Genomic DNA, 16,539 nt, shown 5'->3' on the forward strand with positions numbered 1-16,539 from the left:
CACCACCCTACCCCACAAATTAATTAATTATTATCACACAAGCAACCATTTTAATTTAAGTGCATCTAATAATTAACTAACGAATAACAAATCTATTATGTTAACATTCATCCTTATATTGGCAGGTCTTGTTGCCTTCAATTTTATCCTACTAAAGTTTAGCATGCAATCTGTAAATACAGATAAAAAGAAGTCTAAAGCCAACAAAGTTAGAATCAATCCTGTATCAAACAATAAATCTAAGACAGAAGAAATCCCAAACGCTGCCTAATCGTATTACCAGCTTATTATAGATTCTTCGTTTTTAGACAGGTATGCATTTGCTTTACTAAAATGCTTATTACCAAACCAATACCCCCTATTAGCACTTAACGGCGAAGGATGACCACTAGTTAATACGCAGTGCTTAGTTCTATCTATTTTTGCACCCTTTTTCTTTGCAAAACCACCCCATAATAAAAACACTACATTTTCTTTTTTATCAGACACGGCTTTGATGACCGCATCTGTAAATTTTTCCCATCCTTTATTTTGATGAGATCCAGCTTGATGAGCTCTAACAGTCAAAGTAGCATTTAATAATAAAACACCTTGTTTAGCCCACCGCTTTAAATTACCATTAGAAGGAAAATTAATAGCTAAATCATCCTCAATTTCTTTAAAAATATTAATCAAAGACGGTGGCATAGGCACACCATCATTAACAGAAAAACACAATCCATTTGCCTGACCGACACCATGATAGGGGTCCTGACCAATAATTACAACCTTAACATCATTAAAACCGCAAAAATCGAATGCCGAAAAAATTTCCGCCCCTTTAGGGTAACAAGTAGTATTTGTATACTCTCCTTTTACAAAATCAACCAAATCAGAAAAATATGGCTTACTAAATTCATCATTAAGTTGTTCTTTCCAACTTGGTTCAATATTTACATTCATATAGGTAATAAAAAATTACAGTAATTATGTACTTTTGTTTCGTTCAAAATTTGATGGAATATAACCCAAAAATAGGGTAAAAAAAAGTATGATTCGCATTTCTAAAAAAACACTAGATGACCTTGAATTTGATGCCATACTCGCTCATATTGCAGAATTATGCAATACCGATTATGGTAAATCAAAAGCATTACAGATTACTCCTTTTGATACCAAGGAACGACTCAATATAGCGTTACAAGAAGTTTTTGAATATAAATCTTCTCGGTTAAACGATGCCAAGATCCCAAATCATGGTTTTGAAAACATAAATAAAGAAATACAGTTATTACAAATTGAAAATACTTTTTTGGAAGGGACTAACTTTAAAAAAATAGTCGCAATAAGTAGCACATGTAATGATTTATTAGCTTTTTTCAGAACGAACAAAGAACTTTATCCCGTTTTATACCAAACTTCAACCAAAGTACATTTCACTAAAGAGATTATCACTCAAATTGAAGCTATAATAGATAAATTTGGTGACGTAAAAGACAATGCATCTGCAACACTACAAGGGTTAAGACGAGAAATTAATAGTGTTCAAGGAAAACTAAATGGAAGTTTTGGAAAGGATCTATCGAGATATAACAGTCTCGGTTATCTTGACGAGATCAAAGAAAGTGTTGTCGACAATCGTAGGGTTTTAGCAGTTGCTGCCATGTATCGTCGTAAAGTAAAGGGTGCTATCATGGGTAGTTCAAAAACAGGGAGCATCGTTTATATAGAACCTGAAGCAACATTGCAATACAGTAGAGAGCTTGCTAATTTAAAGTATGAAGAACGAGAAGAGATCGTAAAAATACTAAAAGAACTTACAAATAAACTACGTCCGTTTATTGAGCTTTTGCAGCAATATCAAGAATATTTGAGTAATGTTGATGTAGTTTCTGCAAAATCAAAATATGCATATAAATTAAACGCTGTTTTACCAAAAATTTCAGCAAATAGAGAATTAACGCTTAAAGACGCATATCATCCTTTGTTATATTTAACTAATAAATCCAAAGGAGAAAAAACGTATCCGCAAACCATATCTCTTGATAAAAACAATAGAATTATTGTGATCTCAGGTCCGAATGCAGGAGGTAAAAGTATCACTCTAAAAACCATTGGTCTATTACAAATCATGCTACAAAGTGGAATGTTAATTCCTGTTCATGAGTATAGCCGAATGTGTTTATTCAATACGATTTTAACAGATATTGGAGATAATCAATCTATAGAAAATCACTTAAGTACCTATAGCTATCGTTTAAAAAACATGAATTATTTCTTACGCAAATGTAATGACAAAACTTTGTTTCTAATCGATGAGTTTGGTACGGGTAGTGATCCAGAACTCGGAGGAGCATTGGCCGAAGCATTCCTTGAAGTATTTTATGAACGTGAGTCTTACGGAATTATCACCACCCATTATGCAAACCTAAAAATGTTAGCCAATGAGTTACCTAATATGACCAATGCTAACATGCTTTTTGATGCCAGAACTTTAGAACCTCTATTCAAATTACACCTAGGTGAAGCAGGAAGCTCTTTTACATTTGAAGTGGCACAAAAAAATGGTATCCCGTATAGCTTAATCAATAAAGCAAAGAAAAAAGTCGAACGTGGTAAAATTCGCTTTGATAAAAGTATAGCCAACCTTCAGAAAGAGCGATCAAAATTACAAAAAACAACATCTTCTCTAAAGACTAAAGAACAAAAGGCCGAAGAAGAAAAAGAACGTCTCGAAAAAACAAATAATCGCATTCAACGTAAATTAGAAAGCTATCAGGAGTTATACGATAGTAATCAAAGAATGATCTATTTAGGACAAAAAGTTGATGATCTAAGCGAGAAGTATTTTAATAACAAAAGAAAACGCGAATTGATCGATGAATTTATGAAGATTGTACAGATAGAAAATTCTAAGCGAAAAAAACAATCTGCAAAACAAAGAAAAGTCGAAAAAGTCAAAGAGCAGAAGATAGTTAAGGAAGTTGAAAAAAAGGTAGAAATCATTCGAGAGAAGAAGAAAGAAGAAAAAAAGAAAGAAGAAAAAGCAATACAGGAAAAACCAAAAGTTGTATTAAAAATAGGTGATAAAGTGCGGATGATTGATGGCAAATCTACAGGAACTATTGACACTATCGAAAAAGGAAAAGCTGTAGTTAATTATGGAATTTTCACAACAAATGTTGCACTTGATCAACTTGAATTTGTTGAACGAAAAAAGAGTTAAATACTATACCTAGCTATGATCATTTAGGCTTGTTAAAGTATCCTTAAACCACATTTCTGAGAATTTTATCTTTATATATTTGAAGCATTACTATTAAAATTGTAGCCACAATTATGCGAAAAATATTTCTTTTAGTCGGCCTAAGCTTACTAATTCCTTTTACATCAGGAGCACAACAACCCAATAAACCGAATGCATCAGAAATTCATGAATCAATAAAAAAACTTAACTTCTTAGGTTCGGTTCTATACGTTGCTGCACATCCGGATGATGAAAACACCAGGTTAATTTCATTTATGGCTAACCATGTTAAAGCCAGAACTGCCTACCTATCGTTGACTCGAGGAGATGGAGGGCAAAACCTAATCGGACCGGAGATAAGAGAACAATTAGGAGCCATACGAACTCAAGAGTTATTAGCCGCAAGAAAAACTGATGGTGGCGAACAAATATTTACGAGGGCCAATGATTTTGGGTATTCTAAGCACCCCGACGAAACACTTTCCATTTGGAATAAAAAAGAAGTATTAAGTGATGTGATATGGGCCATTAGAAAATTTAGACCTGATGTTATTATTAATCGATTTGATCATAGAACTCCAGGAAGCACACATGGACATCATACATCTTCGGCTATGCTAAGTACTGAAGCCTTTGATCTTACAGCTAATAAAGAAATGTATCCAAATCAGCTTCAATATACAGAGGCATGGCAACCCAAAAGGTTATTTTTTAATACATCATGGTGGTTCTATGGTAGTAGAGAAAACTTTGAAAAAGCCGATAAATCAAAGATGCTAAGCTTCGATACTGGAGTGTACTACCCTACCATAGGTCTTTCTAATACAGAAATCGCGTCACTTAGTCGAAGCCAACATAAATCTCAAGGATTTGGTAGTACTGGAACTCGTGGAACATCTAATGAGTACATCGAATTAATAAAAGGAGAACTCCCAAAAGATAAAACCAATATATTTGAAGGAATTGATACTTCATGGAATCGCATTAAAGGCGGAAAAGAGATAGGTAATATTTTATATCAAGTAGAAAAAGATTTCGATTTTAGAAATCCTGCCGCTTCAATCCCTCAACTCATAAAGGCATATCAACTTATTCAGCAATTAGAAGATAAACACTGGAAAACTGTAAAAACTAAAGAAATAAAAGGCATTATTGCTGGAGCTTCGGGACTCTATCTAGAAGCTGTGGCAACCCAACCCTATACTACCAAAGGAGGTGAAATAAACCTAAAATTAGAAGCTATTAACAGAAGTACTTCAAATATTATATTGAAATCTATTAAAATCGATGTAATCAATATAAATGACGCTTCAGAGAAAGCACTCTCTAATAATATTAGGAACAATTTCGAATTTAAAGGAATGATTCCTAATGATTTTGAATATACAAACCCTTATTGGCTTAACAAAAAGGGCACTTTAGGAATGTATCTGGTCAATGATCAAAAACTAATCGGTAAACCAGAAACGGATCATAAAATTAAAGCGGTATTCAATTTGCAAATTGAAGGTGTTTCAATTCCGTTTTCAAAAGAAATAGTATACAAAACCAATGACCCTGTAAAAGGTGAGGTTTATAAACCTTTTGAGGTTATACCTACGGTTTCTGCACATATAAAAGATAAAGTAATTATTTATGCCAATGGCCCTTCAAAACAAATTCCTATTATTATAAAAGCAGGTAAAGCGAATATAAAAGGAAGTATTTCTTTAGCACATCCGGAAGGATGGGAAGTATCGCCAGAACATATTGATTTTACTTTAAGCCAACAAGGAGAGGAAAGAACCGTAGTTTTTAAACTTACTGCACCACAAAATCAAAGCGAAGGATATATTTCACCCATAATAAATTGTAATGGAGACGTATTCTCGAAAGATATAATCACTATAGACTATGATCATATCCCCTATCAAACTATAGTTCTTCCTTCAGAAACAAAGGTGGTTAAATTGGATATTAAGAAAAGAGGCCAAAATATAGGATATATTGAAGGTGCAGGAGATGTTGTTCCAGAAAGCTTACAGCAAATTGGCTACAAGGTAACAACTATTGATCCCGAATCAATTTCGGCAGAAACCTTAAAACCTTTTGACGCCATTGTAGTCGGAATTAGAGCTTATAATACGGTAGAACAACTAAAATTTAAACAGCAATACTTGCTTGATTATGTAAAAGCAGGAGGAAATTTAATCATTCAATATAATACAAATCGAAGATTAAAGGTTGAAGAAAATCTTGGCCCTTATCCATTTAAATTATCAAGAGATAGAGTTACTGACGAAAATGCTGAAATAACCTTTTTAGCTCCAGATCACCAAGTTTTAAACTCTCCTAATAAAATTACCAAAGAAGATTTTAAAGGATGGGTACAAGAACGTGGATTATACTTTCCAAACGAATGGTCAAAAGAGTATACAGCAATTTTGGCTTCCAATGATAAAGGAGAAACTCAAAAAAAGGGACCTTTATTAATTGCAAAATATGGAAAAGGGTATTATGTATACACTGGTCTTAGCTTTTTCAGAGAATTTCCTGCCGGTGTTCCGGGTGCATATCGTCTTTTTGCAAATATGTTATCTTTAGGGAAATAAATGACCGCAATGGAAGAATCAAAAGAAAAATTTGTCTGGAAAAAGCTGTACTCAGCAGTATTGATTGCTAATGTATTATACATCATATTTTTCTATTTGATCACTAGTATGTATTCCTCATAAAAATACACACACTCTTATTTCATAATTCACAAATTAATTCTTGATCATAAGCATATGCAAACTATAGACTGGATTGTACTCATCGGAACCCTATTATTTATTGTTTTATATGGGGTCTGGAAAACGAAAGGCAGTAAAAACGTTCAAGAATACATTCGTGGAGGCAATGAGGCTAAATGGTGGACAATTGGTTTATCTGTAATGGCAACTCAGGCCAGTGCAATAACCTTTCTTTCAACTCCCGGACAAGCATTTCATAGCGGAATGGGGTTTGTTCAATTTTATTTTGGACTTCCTATCGCAATGGTGATCATTTGTTTGATTTTTATACCACTATACCATAAACTAAACGTCTATACCGCATATGAATACCTAGAAAGCAGATTTGATTTAAAAACACGAACGCTAACGGCCATATTATTTTTAATACAACGAGGATTAGGCGCGGGGATCACTATTTTTGCTCCTGCCATTATATTATCAGCAGTATTGGGGTGGAATCTTACTTCATTAAATATAATTATTGGGATTCTCGTTATTATATATACCGTATCTGGCGGAACTAAAGCCGTAAGCGTTACTCAAAAACAACAAATGGCAGTTATTTTTACAGGAATGTTTATTGCCTTTTTTCTAATTATAAGCTATTTACCAGATGGCGTTACTTTTTCCAAAGCATTAGACATTGCCGGTGCTAGTGGAAAAATGAAAGTTTTAGATTTTTCTTTTGATCTTAATAATCGCTACACAGTTTGGACGGGTATTTTAGGAGGTACTTTTTTAATGCTATCCTATTTTGGAACCGACCAAAGTCAAGTACAACGGTATTTATCAGGTAAATCTGTTAAAGAAAGTCAATTAGGGCTACTTTTTAATGGATTACTAAAAGTACCAATGCAATTCTTTATTCTTTTAGTTGGAGTTATGGTATTCGTTTTTTATCAATTTAACCCTACCCCCATAAATTTTAACCCTGCAGCAAAAGAAGCTGTTCAAAATTCTGAATATGCCCAGGAGTATAAGCAACTTGAAAACAAATTAGAAGAAGTTAATGCTAAAAAAGAATTGTTTATAAATAACTATTTAACAGACAATCAAGTAAAGAGTAAGACATCAATTCAAGAGCTTAATGTTGTTGATAAACAAATTAGAGATGACGCAAAAGTGCTAATTAAAAAAGCAAATCCAGATGTAGAAACCAATGATAAAGATTATGTTTTTATTCATTTTATTCTTAATAATTTACCGCGGGGATTGATCGGATTATTACTAGCAGTAATTTTATCAGCAGCAATGTCTTCTACCGCTTCAGAGCTCAATGCATTAGCTTCTACAACTACAATTGATTTATATAAGCGCAATATAAAAGACGAAAAAACAGATAAGCATTACGTAAATGCTTCTAAATTCTTTACACTGGTATGGGGAGTACTGGCCATTTTGGTTGCATGTTTTGCAAATTTATTTGATAATTTAATCCAGTTAGTTAATATTATTGGTTCTATCTTTTATGGAAATGTATTAGGTATATTTCTATTGGCATTTTTTATAAAATTTGTGCATAGTAACGCTACTTTTATTGCCGCCATAATAACCCAATGTATTGTGATTTTTGTTTGGACACAAGATTGGTTACCCTTTTTATGGCTCAATGCTTTAGGTTGTGGTTTGGTAATGATAATTGCTATTTTAATACAACCTGCAATAGGTTCTAAACCTAAAACAACATCATAATGTCCTCGGAAAGAGTTATAAAATGGGGTATTATTGGTTGTGGTAAAATTGCACATAAATTTGCAGAAGATCTTCTTACAATTCCATCAGCAAAACTTCACGCAGTAGCAAGCCGAAGTACTAAAAAAGCTAGTGATTTTGGAGCTATCTACAACGCCGCTATCTTTTATGATAATTATGAAGCACTAAGTAAAGATCCTGAAATTGATATTATCTATATCGCAACCCCACACACTTTGCATTATCAAAACACGATAATGTGTCTTACTAACAAAAAGGCTGTTTTATGTGAAAAACCATTTGCCATGAATGCAAATCAGGTCGAACAAATGATTATAGCAGCACAACAAAATAAGGTCTTTTTAATGGAAGCCCTTTGGACCTATTTTTTGCCGCATTACAGATATGTTTTAGATAAAATTGAATCAAAAGAACTAGGAAAAGTCAAAGCCCTTAAAGCTGATTTTGGTTTTGCATCTGCTTTTAATCCAGATAGTCGAGTTTTTAATAAAAAACTTGGAGGAGGTAGCTTACTAGACGTTGGTATATATCCACTTTTTGCTGCATTAACTATTCTAGGATATCCTGAAAAAATCAATGCACATGCAACCTTCGGAAAAACTGCTGTAGATGAAACCTGTACTATGCAACTGCACTATAAAAATGGAGTAACCGCTTCATTGTTTAGTGCTATCAATCAAAAAACCAATACCGAAGCAATTATAACATTAGAAAACGGAACGATAATTATTAATAGTCGTTTTCATGAACCATCTTCTGTAACAATAAAAAAAGAAGGAAAATCAGAGCATATTGAATTTGAAGCACCCACAAATGGATATAGCTTTGAAGCAATTCATGCGCAGGAAATGATATTACAAAATCGTATTGAAAGTACGATAATGACTTTTGAAAAAAGCCGGCAACTCATACAACTTTTGGATACAGTTAGAGAAAAGATTAACCTAACCTATAATAACTAAGTGATGATAAAATTGTGCCCTCTTCTATTTTTCATTTTATGTTATGCAAACATAGTCTGTGCTCAAAATAAAATACTTATACCCGGTCAAGATGAGAATTTTCCACTTTATTCTTACTTAGATACGATAAAAGTGACGCATTATTTAAAGAAGTATGAAAAAGGAGTATTATCGGTAGACTCCATTTCAGAAATTAGAGAATACCTAAAATTATTCGCTAAAAAAAATGATCCTCTTGCTCAATTTCTTTACGCCAAAATTCATGATTTTCCATTCGGTAAGAATACAAAGGAGAATACCAAAATTGCTATTACTTATTATAAAAAAGCCGATAAGCAAAATTTGGCCGCTGCTGCTGGTGTTCTCTCTAAAGCATACCGGTACGAAGACCTGAACGTATCAATTAACTACTCTAAAAGCCGAAAATACTTAAACCGTATGATTGAATTTGGAGATACTGGACTAAAGGCAGATGGATGTACTGAACTTGCTCGTATTTACTATCAACCCGAAGATTCTTCAATAAAAAAAGACATTCATAAAGCAATAATGTACCTCGAAAAGGCTCTTGACTATAAACCAAATGATGGTCGAATATTGGATTTTCTGGGCGGTTTGCATGAAGAAAACGGTGAGTACTTGAAAGCAGTAGAAGCTTTTCTAAACTCTGATAACGAGCAAATGTATCTTAAAGTAGCACAATGGCTTCTTGATGGTAAAAAGATACCCAAAAACGAAGAAAAGGCAATTCAAATTATTTTAAAAGTTGCCGCAAGTATTAAAGAAAATTATGGGCCTTATGGGCAAGGATATATGGGATCCAAAAACCCAATTCATATGCTCAATGATTTATATTGTAAAAAACGTATCTCAAAATCAAAAATTCAAGAATACTATATAGATTACTGGTGTGATATGTAGTAAAAACATCAATAAAAAAAAGCGTTCTGCAATACACAGAACGCTTTTTATGATTTGTGTGTGAAAAAGAGTGTTTATTTAGCCCCCCACTCTGCAAGGGAATCTTTGTTTAATTTTACGTAGTCAGCATTTCCTGCTTTTTCTGCTAATTCTAACGATGTTTTTGCAGCTTTTATTGCACCATCTTTATCTCCTTTTTTTGCATAGATCAAAGATTGCTGTCTGTGGTACCAGAAAGCTGGCTCTTTACGTAAAGAAATTGCTTTATCAATATGTTCTTTTGCTTTATCAAAGTTTTCTATGTTTTTATAAAACACTGCCGCCTGATAATGATCTCCAGCAGATGGTCCGGCCATAACTTTTTCGATACTAGCTAAAGCAGCCTCTTTTGCAGGAACTTCTATTTTTACAGCTGCTTCTGTTTTAGCCCATAAAAAATTCAATATTGCAGAATCCATTTTAAAATCACTGAATACAATTGTAAAAGTCTCTATATTAACAGGCATAACAGTAGGTTTTACAGAAACTTTTGCAGCAACTTTGGCATCATCCCATTCTCTAGGCGTACCCCAGTTATTAGCATCGCTATAAAAAATCACTTCCCAATTTTCCTTACCAGGCTTTGTAAAGATAGCATATGTACCTTTTTTTAGCTCCTTACCTCCTACTTTTACATCATCACTAAACGTAATTTGCGTGTTCTTATTAGCACCTGTTCTCCAAAGTTTATCAAATGGCACTAAATCTCCAAAAATAGTTCTTCCTCTCATACTAGGACGTGAGTACTCTACAGAAACATCTGTTAATCCAATAACCTGCTCAATTTTAGAAGATGGGCTAGGTTGTGGGGTTTTAACCTGAGCTTCTATCCCAAAAGATAATAAAGCCGCAGAAAGAAATAAGACGATTTTTTTCATTGTATTTAATTTAGTTTGTTGAATTATTGACAACGAAAATAAGGAATACACCTGCATTAAGAGTTAACAAAAACTTAAAATAAGGAATAGTATATTTGTCAGCATATTCAGATAATCATGCGAACATATATTTCAGAAAGTATTGGCACGTTTAGTTTAGTTTTTTGTGGTACAGGTGCAATGACTATTAATGAAATTACCGGTGGTGATGTTACCCATGTAGGGATAGCAATTACATGGGGACTGATTGTTATGGCCATGATATATGCATTTGGAGAAATATCCGGAGCACATTTTAATCCTGCGGTTACTATTGCCTTTGCTTATGCCAAAAAATTTGAATGGAAAGAAGTACCTAAGTATATAATCGCCCAATGTATAGGAGCAATATTTGCTAGTAGTCTTTTGCTTTTTTTATTCCCTGATAGTGACTTTTTAGGAGGGACTCTACCCTCAATTGATGCTTTCAAAGCATTTATACTAGAATTACTACTCACCTATTTTCTTATGGTTGTGATCATAAATGTTTCCACCGGATCAAAAGAAACCGGAACAATGGCTGGTATAGCGATTGGAGGCGTGGTGCTATTAGAAGCCATGTTTGCTGGCCCCGTTACCAAAGCATCTATGAATCCAGCAAGATCATTGGGACCTGCTCTTTTATCTGGACATTGGGAACACCAATGGCTCTATTTTACAGCACCAATCATAGGGGCATTATTAGCTGTAGTTACATGTAAAATTGTAAAACCTGATAACTGCTGTGAGGATTGTTAATTACTCTATGCAATTCTCTTTGATCAGGATTTGCATAATTAGGGCTTTTTAACATATATTTATCATATAATAAACATCCCCCAATATGGAGCATTTTTCTAACGAATTTTGCCAAATGCAGTTATATGATCAATTCGTTATACTTACCATAAACGAAAACGTCAATTTTACTCTGGATAAAGCATCAATTATAAGAGACCAATTACGAAAGTACTATAAGTCAAAAGACTTTTTAATGATTAGTCATCGTAAGCATAATATTAATGTTACGCCCGACATATACAAACAAGGTCAACTCTCTAACATGAGAGGGCTTGCAATTGTATCAGATAACAGTGAAGAAAGAGATAAGGCAATTATAGAACAACAATTATATGGTAGATCTTTCGCTTTCTTTAATACACTTGAAGACGCCAAATCATGGGCTGAAGCATATTTTTAAGTTGTAAAAAATTATTTTTTGTTTAACAGATAGCACGTAAAAGTTAAACAAAATCATTGTACCTTTACTTCATAATTACATGAAGATATGAAGATCTATACGCTAAAGGCAAAACAAAATTTACCCATTTCTATTGATGAAGCTTGGGAGTTTTTATCAGATCCTAAAAATCTTAAAACTATTACTCCAGACTATATGGGTTTTAATATTCTATCGGGTGCTGATCGTAAAATGTACCCAGGACAAATTATACAATACATAGTAACCCCTGTTGCGGGAATTAAAAACAAATGGGTGACAGAGATCACTCATGTAAGAGATAAGCAATACTTTGTAGATGAACAGCGCTTTGGGCCCTATGCACTATGGCATCACAAGCATTTCATAAAAAAGATTCCTGGTGGTGTAGAAATGGAAGACATAATTGATTATAAAATACCTTTTGGAATTTTAGGACAACTAATACATCCAATACTGATTAAACCAAAGCTTAAGGAAATCTTCAAATATCGAGAGAAAAAGTTAATAGAAATATTTGGAACATTAGATACCAACACAACCAATTCAATTGTATTTGCTTAACACTTAAAAAATGAGAAAAAATATATTACTAATTGGAGGAAGCCATGGAATTGGTTTTGAAATTGCTTTAAAATTATATAGCGAACATAATATTTTTATTGCATCAAGAACCAATGAAAATCTTGGAAATCTGGAAGTGACTCATATTCCGTATGATGCATCTAAAGATGAAATTGACGCTTCAGTGCTACCAGAACGAATTGATGGGTTTGTATATTGCCCAGGCAGTATTAACCTTAAACCTTTTAAAACGCTTTCTCCTTTAGCTTTTGAAGAAGATATGCAGATCAATTTTATGTTTTTGGTAAAAATTGTGCATAACCTTCTTCCAAAACTTAAAAACTCGGATCAAGCAAGTTTAGTATTTTTTAGTACCGTTGCTGTTAAAATAGGAATGCCTTTTCATACCAGTATTGCGGCCGCCAAAGGCGCTATAGAAGGTTTTGCAAAAGCCCTTGCGGCAGAATATGCTCCTCAATTTAGAGTTAATGTCATTGCACCTTCACTAACCGATACTCCTTTAGCAAAAAGATTACTCGGAAATGATAAGAAAAAGGAAGTAATGAACAACAGGCATCCTATGAAACGTGTTGGTCAAGCGGAAGATATTGCCAATATTGCAAGTTTTTTATTGAGCGATAATAGCAGTTGGATTACTGGACAAGTTATTGGCGTTGATGGCGGAATGTCAACCCTAAATATTAATTAAGCATGAGCCAAAAAGTATCTGTTTTTTGGTTTAGAAGAGACCTTAGGCTTCAAGATAATGTAGGATTATTTAACGCTCTTCAAGGAAAATATCCAGTGCTTCCAATTTTCATTTTTGACAAAAACATATTAGATCACCTTCCTAAAAATGATTCCAGGGTTACCTTTATTTTCGAAACTCTACAAAAAATGAATCAAGAGCTTCAGAAAACATATTCAAGCTCATTGGGTCAATATTATGGAACTCCAGAATCAGTTTTTGAAAACTTGACATCTCAATACGATATCCAAAAAGTATACACTAATCATGATTATGAACCTAATGCCATAAATCGTGATGCAAAAATTAAAACACTTTTAACTAAAAATAAAATTGAATTTCTTTCCTTTAAAGATCAAGTAATTTTTGAAAAAGACGAAATCTTAAAAGCCGACGGAAGCGCTTATGTTGTATATACGCCTTATAAAAATAAATGGAAGGATACATTTAATGCCTTAAAAGCAAAACCATGCACAACTACGCAATATCTTAATAACTTAATTACAACTACAACACTTCCAAAAGTATCGTTGAGTGATATGGGATTTACAACATCCTCAATCAAAATACCTGATTTTGATGCGTCTCCAAATCTAATTCAAAATTATGAAGACACTAGAAATTTTCCTGCAAAAAACAAAGGTACATCTAGACTGGGTCCTCATCTTCGTTTTGGCACTGTAGGAATAAGAACAATAGTACAAAAAGCTATCATGCAAGACAATGAAGTATTTTGGTCAGAATTAATATGGCGAGATTTTTTTATGCAAATACTTTGGCACTATCCTCATACCAAAGACAAGGCATTTAAGCCAAAATATGATAGAATTAACTGGCGCAATAATGAAGATGAATTTGAGAATTGGAAAAATGGAACAACTGGATATCCTCTAGTCGATGCCGGAATGCGTCAACTTAATCAAACTGGATATATGCATAATCGTGTACGAATGGTCGTAGCAAGTTTTTTATGCAAGCATTTATTAATAGACTGGCGTTGGGGAGAAGCATATTTTGCCGAAAAATTACTCGATTATGACATGTCGGCCAATGTTGGAAACTGGCAATGGGCTGCTGGTTCTGGCGTAGATGCAGCTCCATATTTTAGAATTTTTAATCCTACCACTCAAATTACCAAATTTGATAAAGCATTACAATATATTAATACTTGGGTTAACGATCTCAACGAACTTACTTACCCACAACCCATAATTGATCATAAAATGGCACGAGAACGATGTTTAAAAGTCTACAAAGAAGCCATTGGTTAACAACAAATTATAACATTTTTTTAAAATAATTCGAATGAAGTTTTTTGTATTTTAAAGGATATTTTTATAAGTACTAACCCTTAAACTTCAAACCGATGAACACACAGCAAGTAGCAGATCGTTTGGTAGAGCTTTGCCGTATTGGCGAAAATATGCAGGCCATTAATGAGTTATATGCCAACAACGTAGTAAGTAAAGAAATGCCTGGTGTACCAAATTCGGTAATATCTGGTAAAGATGCAGTAACCAAAAAGAGTGAAGATTGGTATGCAAGTGTAGAAGAGTTTCATGGAGGAGAAATCTCGGATCCAATTGTTGCAGAAGATCATTTTAGTTGCAAAATGAAAATGGACTGCACTTTTAAAGGACAAGGTCGCATGCAAATAGAAGAACTTGCCGTTTATCAAGTAAACAATGGAAAAATTACTGAGGAACAGTTTTTCTATACAATGCCTGCATAGAAAACTATCTATTAAAACTTCGGTAAATTAGAATTTAACACCAACCGATAATTGAACAACCGAATGTTGTCTTTCGATAGTGTCATTCGCTTCATCGTCTACAATATTTGCTAGACCTAAGCTGTAACGAGCTTGAAAAAAAGCTCCCATCTCGAATTGATAACCCAATCCAAAATTAGCACCATAATCAACATCTGAAATAATATCTTTAACATCAATATCAGATTTTTCTGTACCTCCACCAATAGAATTTTTGAGTTGTCTCACAGCAGCAGCCAGATATCCTACTTGTGGCCCTACTTCTATACTAAAACCTGGAACTACATAAAATGGATAGTATTTTACCATTACTGGTAAATAAATATAATCTAGTTTGAGTATTTCATCATCAAAGTTAGGTTCTTCACTATCATATTTCACCCCTTGAAAAGAATATAACAACTCAGGTTGCACAGCTAAATACTCATTAATGGGGATTTCGGCAGCTAAACCAACATGGACAATAGTTCTTGGATCAAAACCGCTAGTTTGGTCTCCAAGAAGATCAGCAACATTAAGTCCGAATTTAAAGCCCATTTGAAACGATTCTACTTGGGCATTACTTGTCTGAGCCATTAAACCAAGCACTAAAACAATGAAATAAAGTCTTTTAATCATAATTATAAATTTGGAGCAAATTAGTATATAAACGAAAAAAAATCCGTAAAATTTCTTTTGATACTTATATAATACATACACTTCACATTAAGTATCAATCAAAATATATTCTAATCAATTTTCTTCACTACTAATTTTCTAAATGAAGAAAAAATGAAAACCAAAAGTAAACAACACTTTCCAGAAATAAAAAAATATAATTACGCCTGTAACGATTAAACTATACGTTAAGTAAACTTTTAATTTGTTCTAGGGCTGGATTTCGATTATTTTCTTTCCAAATCACCGATAATAATGTTTTTTGTGATATCCGCGGAATTTCAAGAAACTTTACCCCTAAATCAAATCCATACTGTAGTGATGTAGGAACTATAGCAACTCCTAACCCACTCTCGACCAACTTATAAATAGTTTGAGCGTGAACAGATTTATGAGAAACTTTAGGTGTAAAACCTTTATCCTCGCAGATACTCATTATCTTATCATAGTATAAGGAGCTATAATCGGAAGAAAATAACACAAAATTTTCTTCCGATACCTGCTTAATACTTCTAAATGTCTCTTTTGTCAATTTGTGATTTTCTGGTAAAACCAAAGAAAAAGTATCTTCAAAAACTGTTCTCATTTTCAAACCTTTTGGCACACGAGCCAATCTTACAAAACCTATATCTAACTGATCTTTTTCTATAGCTTCAACTTGTAAGTGATTAGACATTTCTTCTAGATTAAATCGTATTGCAGGAAACTTTGTATTAGATTTTACCAACAACTCAGGAATCACTGTTTGCATTGCCGATCCCAAAAAACCAATTCGTATTTCTCCTTTATTACCCTTATCAATCAAACGAGTTTGTTTTACGGTAAAATCAATATGATTAAAAATATACTCCAGTTCTTTTTTAAGATAAAGACCCGCTGGCGTTAAACTTACATTACGTTTATTTCTATCAAAAAGCGAAACCCCGATACGTTCTTCCAGTTGTTTAATCTGCCTACTCAACCCTGGCTGGGAAATAAATAATTTCTCTGCTGCTTTTCTAAAATGAAGTTCTTCTGCAACAGCCAAAAAATATGCAAAATGTCGAAGCTCTAATTGATAACTCATA

At 33.3% G+C, this 16,539-nt stretch carries 16 protein-coding genes; 12 read left to right on the top strand and 4 right to left on the bottom strand.

The window, feature by feature from the left end; translation table 11 throughout:
- The first annotated feature begins 97 nt into the window (after positions 1-97).
- Positions 98-271, top strand: a complete 174-nt coding sequence (locus JJQ60_RS06720; protein ID WP_201917978.1) for a hypothetical protein — start codon at positions 98-100, stop codon at positions 269-271.
- Positions 272-276: 5 nt separating this feature from the next.
- Here the strand turns inward: JJQ60_RS06720 and JJQ60_RS06725 are convergent, their stop codons facing one another.
- Positions 277-942 carry a uracil-DNA glycosylase gene (locus JJQ60_RS06725; RefSeq protein WP_201917979.1) on the bottom strand — a complete coding sequence of 222 codons (666 nt, stop codon included), beginning with the start codon at positions 940-942 and terminating at the stop codon, positions 277-279.
- Between the two features lie 88 nt (positions 943-1,030).
- On the opposite strand from JJQ60_RS06725, the gene JJQ60_RS06730 reads away from it, so the two are divergent.
- The 5 genes from JJQ60_RS06730 to JJQ60_RS06750 all read left to right on the top strand — a co-directional run bounded on the left by JJQ60_RS06730 (position 1,031) and on the right by JJQ60_RS06750 (position 9,578).
- Positions 1,031-3,205 carry an endonuclease MutS2 gene (locus JJQ60_RS06730; protein ID WP_201917980.1) on the top strand — a complete coding sequence of 725 codons (2,175 nt, stop codon included), beginning with the start codon at positions 1,031-1,033 and terminating at the stop codon, positions 3,203-3,205.
- A 113-nt stretch (positions 3,206-3,318) separates the two neighbouring features.
- Positions 3,319-5,817: a PIG-L family deacetylase gene (locus JJQ60_RS06735; RefSeq protein ID WP_201917981.1), complete on the top strand. Its 2,499-nt coding sequence runs from the start codon at positions 3,319-3,321 to the stop codon at positions 5,815-5,817.
- Between the two features lie 177 nt (positions 5,818-5,994).
- Entirely contained in the window at positions 5,995-7,674 is a 1,680-nt protein-coding gene (locus tag JJQ60_RS06740) for a sodium:solute symporter (RefSeq protein ID WP_201917982.1), read from the top strand.
- The gene (locus tag JJQ60_RS06745; RefSeq protein ID WP_201917983.1) at positions 7,674-8,657 is read left to right on the top strand and encodes a Gfo/Idh/MocA family protein; all 984 of its coding nucleotides are present in this window, start codon (positions 7,674-7,676) and stop codon (positions 8,655-8,657) included. The genes JJQ60_RS06740 and JJQ60_RS06745 overlap by 1 nt, the downstream gene beginning before the upstream one ends.
- 132 nt (positions 8,658-8,789) lie before the next feature.
- Positions 8,790-9,578: a tetratricopeptide repeat protein gene (locus JJQ60_RS06750; RefSeq protein WP_201917984.1), complete on the top strand. Its 789-nt coding sequence runs from the start codon at positions 8,790-8,792 to the stop codon at positions 9,576-9,578.
- 74 nt (positions 9,579-9,652) lie between these two features.
- Here the strand turns inward: JJQ60_RS06750 and JJQ60_RS06755 are convergent, their stop codons facing one another.
- Complete coding sequence (locus JJQ60_RS06755) at positions 9,653-10,495, bottom strand: DUF2911 domain-containing protein (protein ID WP_201917986.1); 843 nt, start codon at positions 10,493-10,495, stop codon at positions 9,653-9,655.
- Between the two features lie 117 nt (positions 10,496-10,612).
- Here JJQ60_RS06755 and JJQ60_RS06760 point away from each other — a divergent pair, with 117 nt between their 5' ends.
- The 6 genes from JJQ60_RS06760 to JJQ60_RS06785 all read left to right on the top strand — a co-directional run bounded on the left by JJQ60_RS06760 (position 10,613) and on the right by JJQ60_RS06785 (position 14,776).
- Positions 10,613-11,272 (top strand): MIP/aquaporin family protein, encoded by a 660-nt coding sequence (locus tag JJQ60_RS06760; protein ID WP_201917987.1) that lies wholly within the window; start codon positions 10,613-10,615, stop codon positions 11,270-11,272.
- Positions 11,273-11,357: 85 nt separating this feature from the next.
- Positions 11,358-11,714, top strand: a complete 357-nt coding sequence (locus JJQ60_RS06765; RefSeq protein WP_201917989.1) for a hypothetical protein — start codon at positions 11,358-11,360, stop codon at positions 11,712-11,714.
- 87 nt (positions 11,715-11,801) lie between these two features.
- Positions 11,802-12,296: an SRPBCC family protein gene (locus tag JJQ60_RS06770; RefSeq protein ID WP_201917990.1), complete on the top strand. Its 495-nt coding sequence runs from the start codon at positions 11,802-11,804 to the stop codon at positions 12,294-12,296.
- Between the two features lie 10 nt (positions 12,297-12,306).
- Complete coding sequence (locus JJQ60_RS06775; protein WP_201917992.1) at positions 12,307-13,005, top strand: SDR family NAD(P)-dependent oxidoreductase; 699 nt, start codon at positions 12,307-12,309, stop codon at positions 13,003-13,005.
- A gap of 2 nt (positions 13,006-13,007) precedes the next feature.
- On the top strand, positions 13,008-14,315 hold the full coding sequence (locus JJQ60_RS06780; protein WP_201917994.1) for a cryptochrome/photolyase family protein: 1,308 nt from the start codon (positions 13,008-13,010) through the stop codon (positions 14,313-14,315).
- Positions 14,316-14,410: 95 nt separating this feature from the next.
- On the top strand, positions 14,411-14,776 hold the full coding sequence (locus JJQ60_RS06785) for a SnoaL-like domain-containing protein (RefSeq protein ID WP_201917995.1): 366 nt from the start codon (positions 14,411-14,413) through the stop codon (positions 14,774-14,776).
- A 27-nt stretch (positions 14,777-14,803) separates the two neighbouring features.
- Here the strand turns inward: JJQ60_RS06785 and JJQ60_RS06790 are convergent, their stop codons facing one another.
- Positions 14,804-15,433 carry a porin family protein gene (locus JJQ60_RS06790; protein ID WP_201917997.1) on the bottom strand — a complete coding sequence of 210 codons (630 nt, stop codon included), beginning with the start codon at positions 15,431-15,433 and terminating at the stop codon, positions 14,804-14,806.
- Between the two features lie 220 nt (positions 15,434-15,653).
- Positions 15,654-16,538: a LysR family transcriptional regulator gene (locus tag JJQ60_RS06795; protein ID WP_201917999.1), complete on the bottom strand. Its 885-nt coding sequence runs from the start codon at positions 16,536-16,538 to the stop codon at positions 15,654-15,656.
- Position 16,539: the final 1 nt, after the last annotated feature.

This window comes from Aquimarina mytili, assembly GCF_016735115.1.
Classification (GTDB): domain Bacteria; phylum Bacteroidota; class Bacteroidia; order Flavobacteriales; family Flavobacteriaceae; genus Aquimarina; species Aquimarina mytili.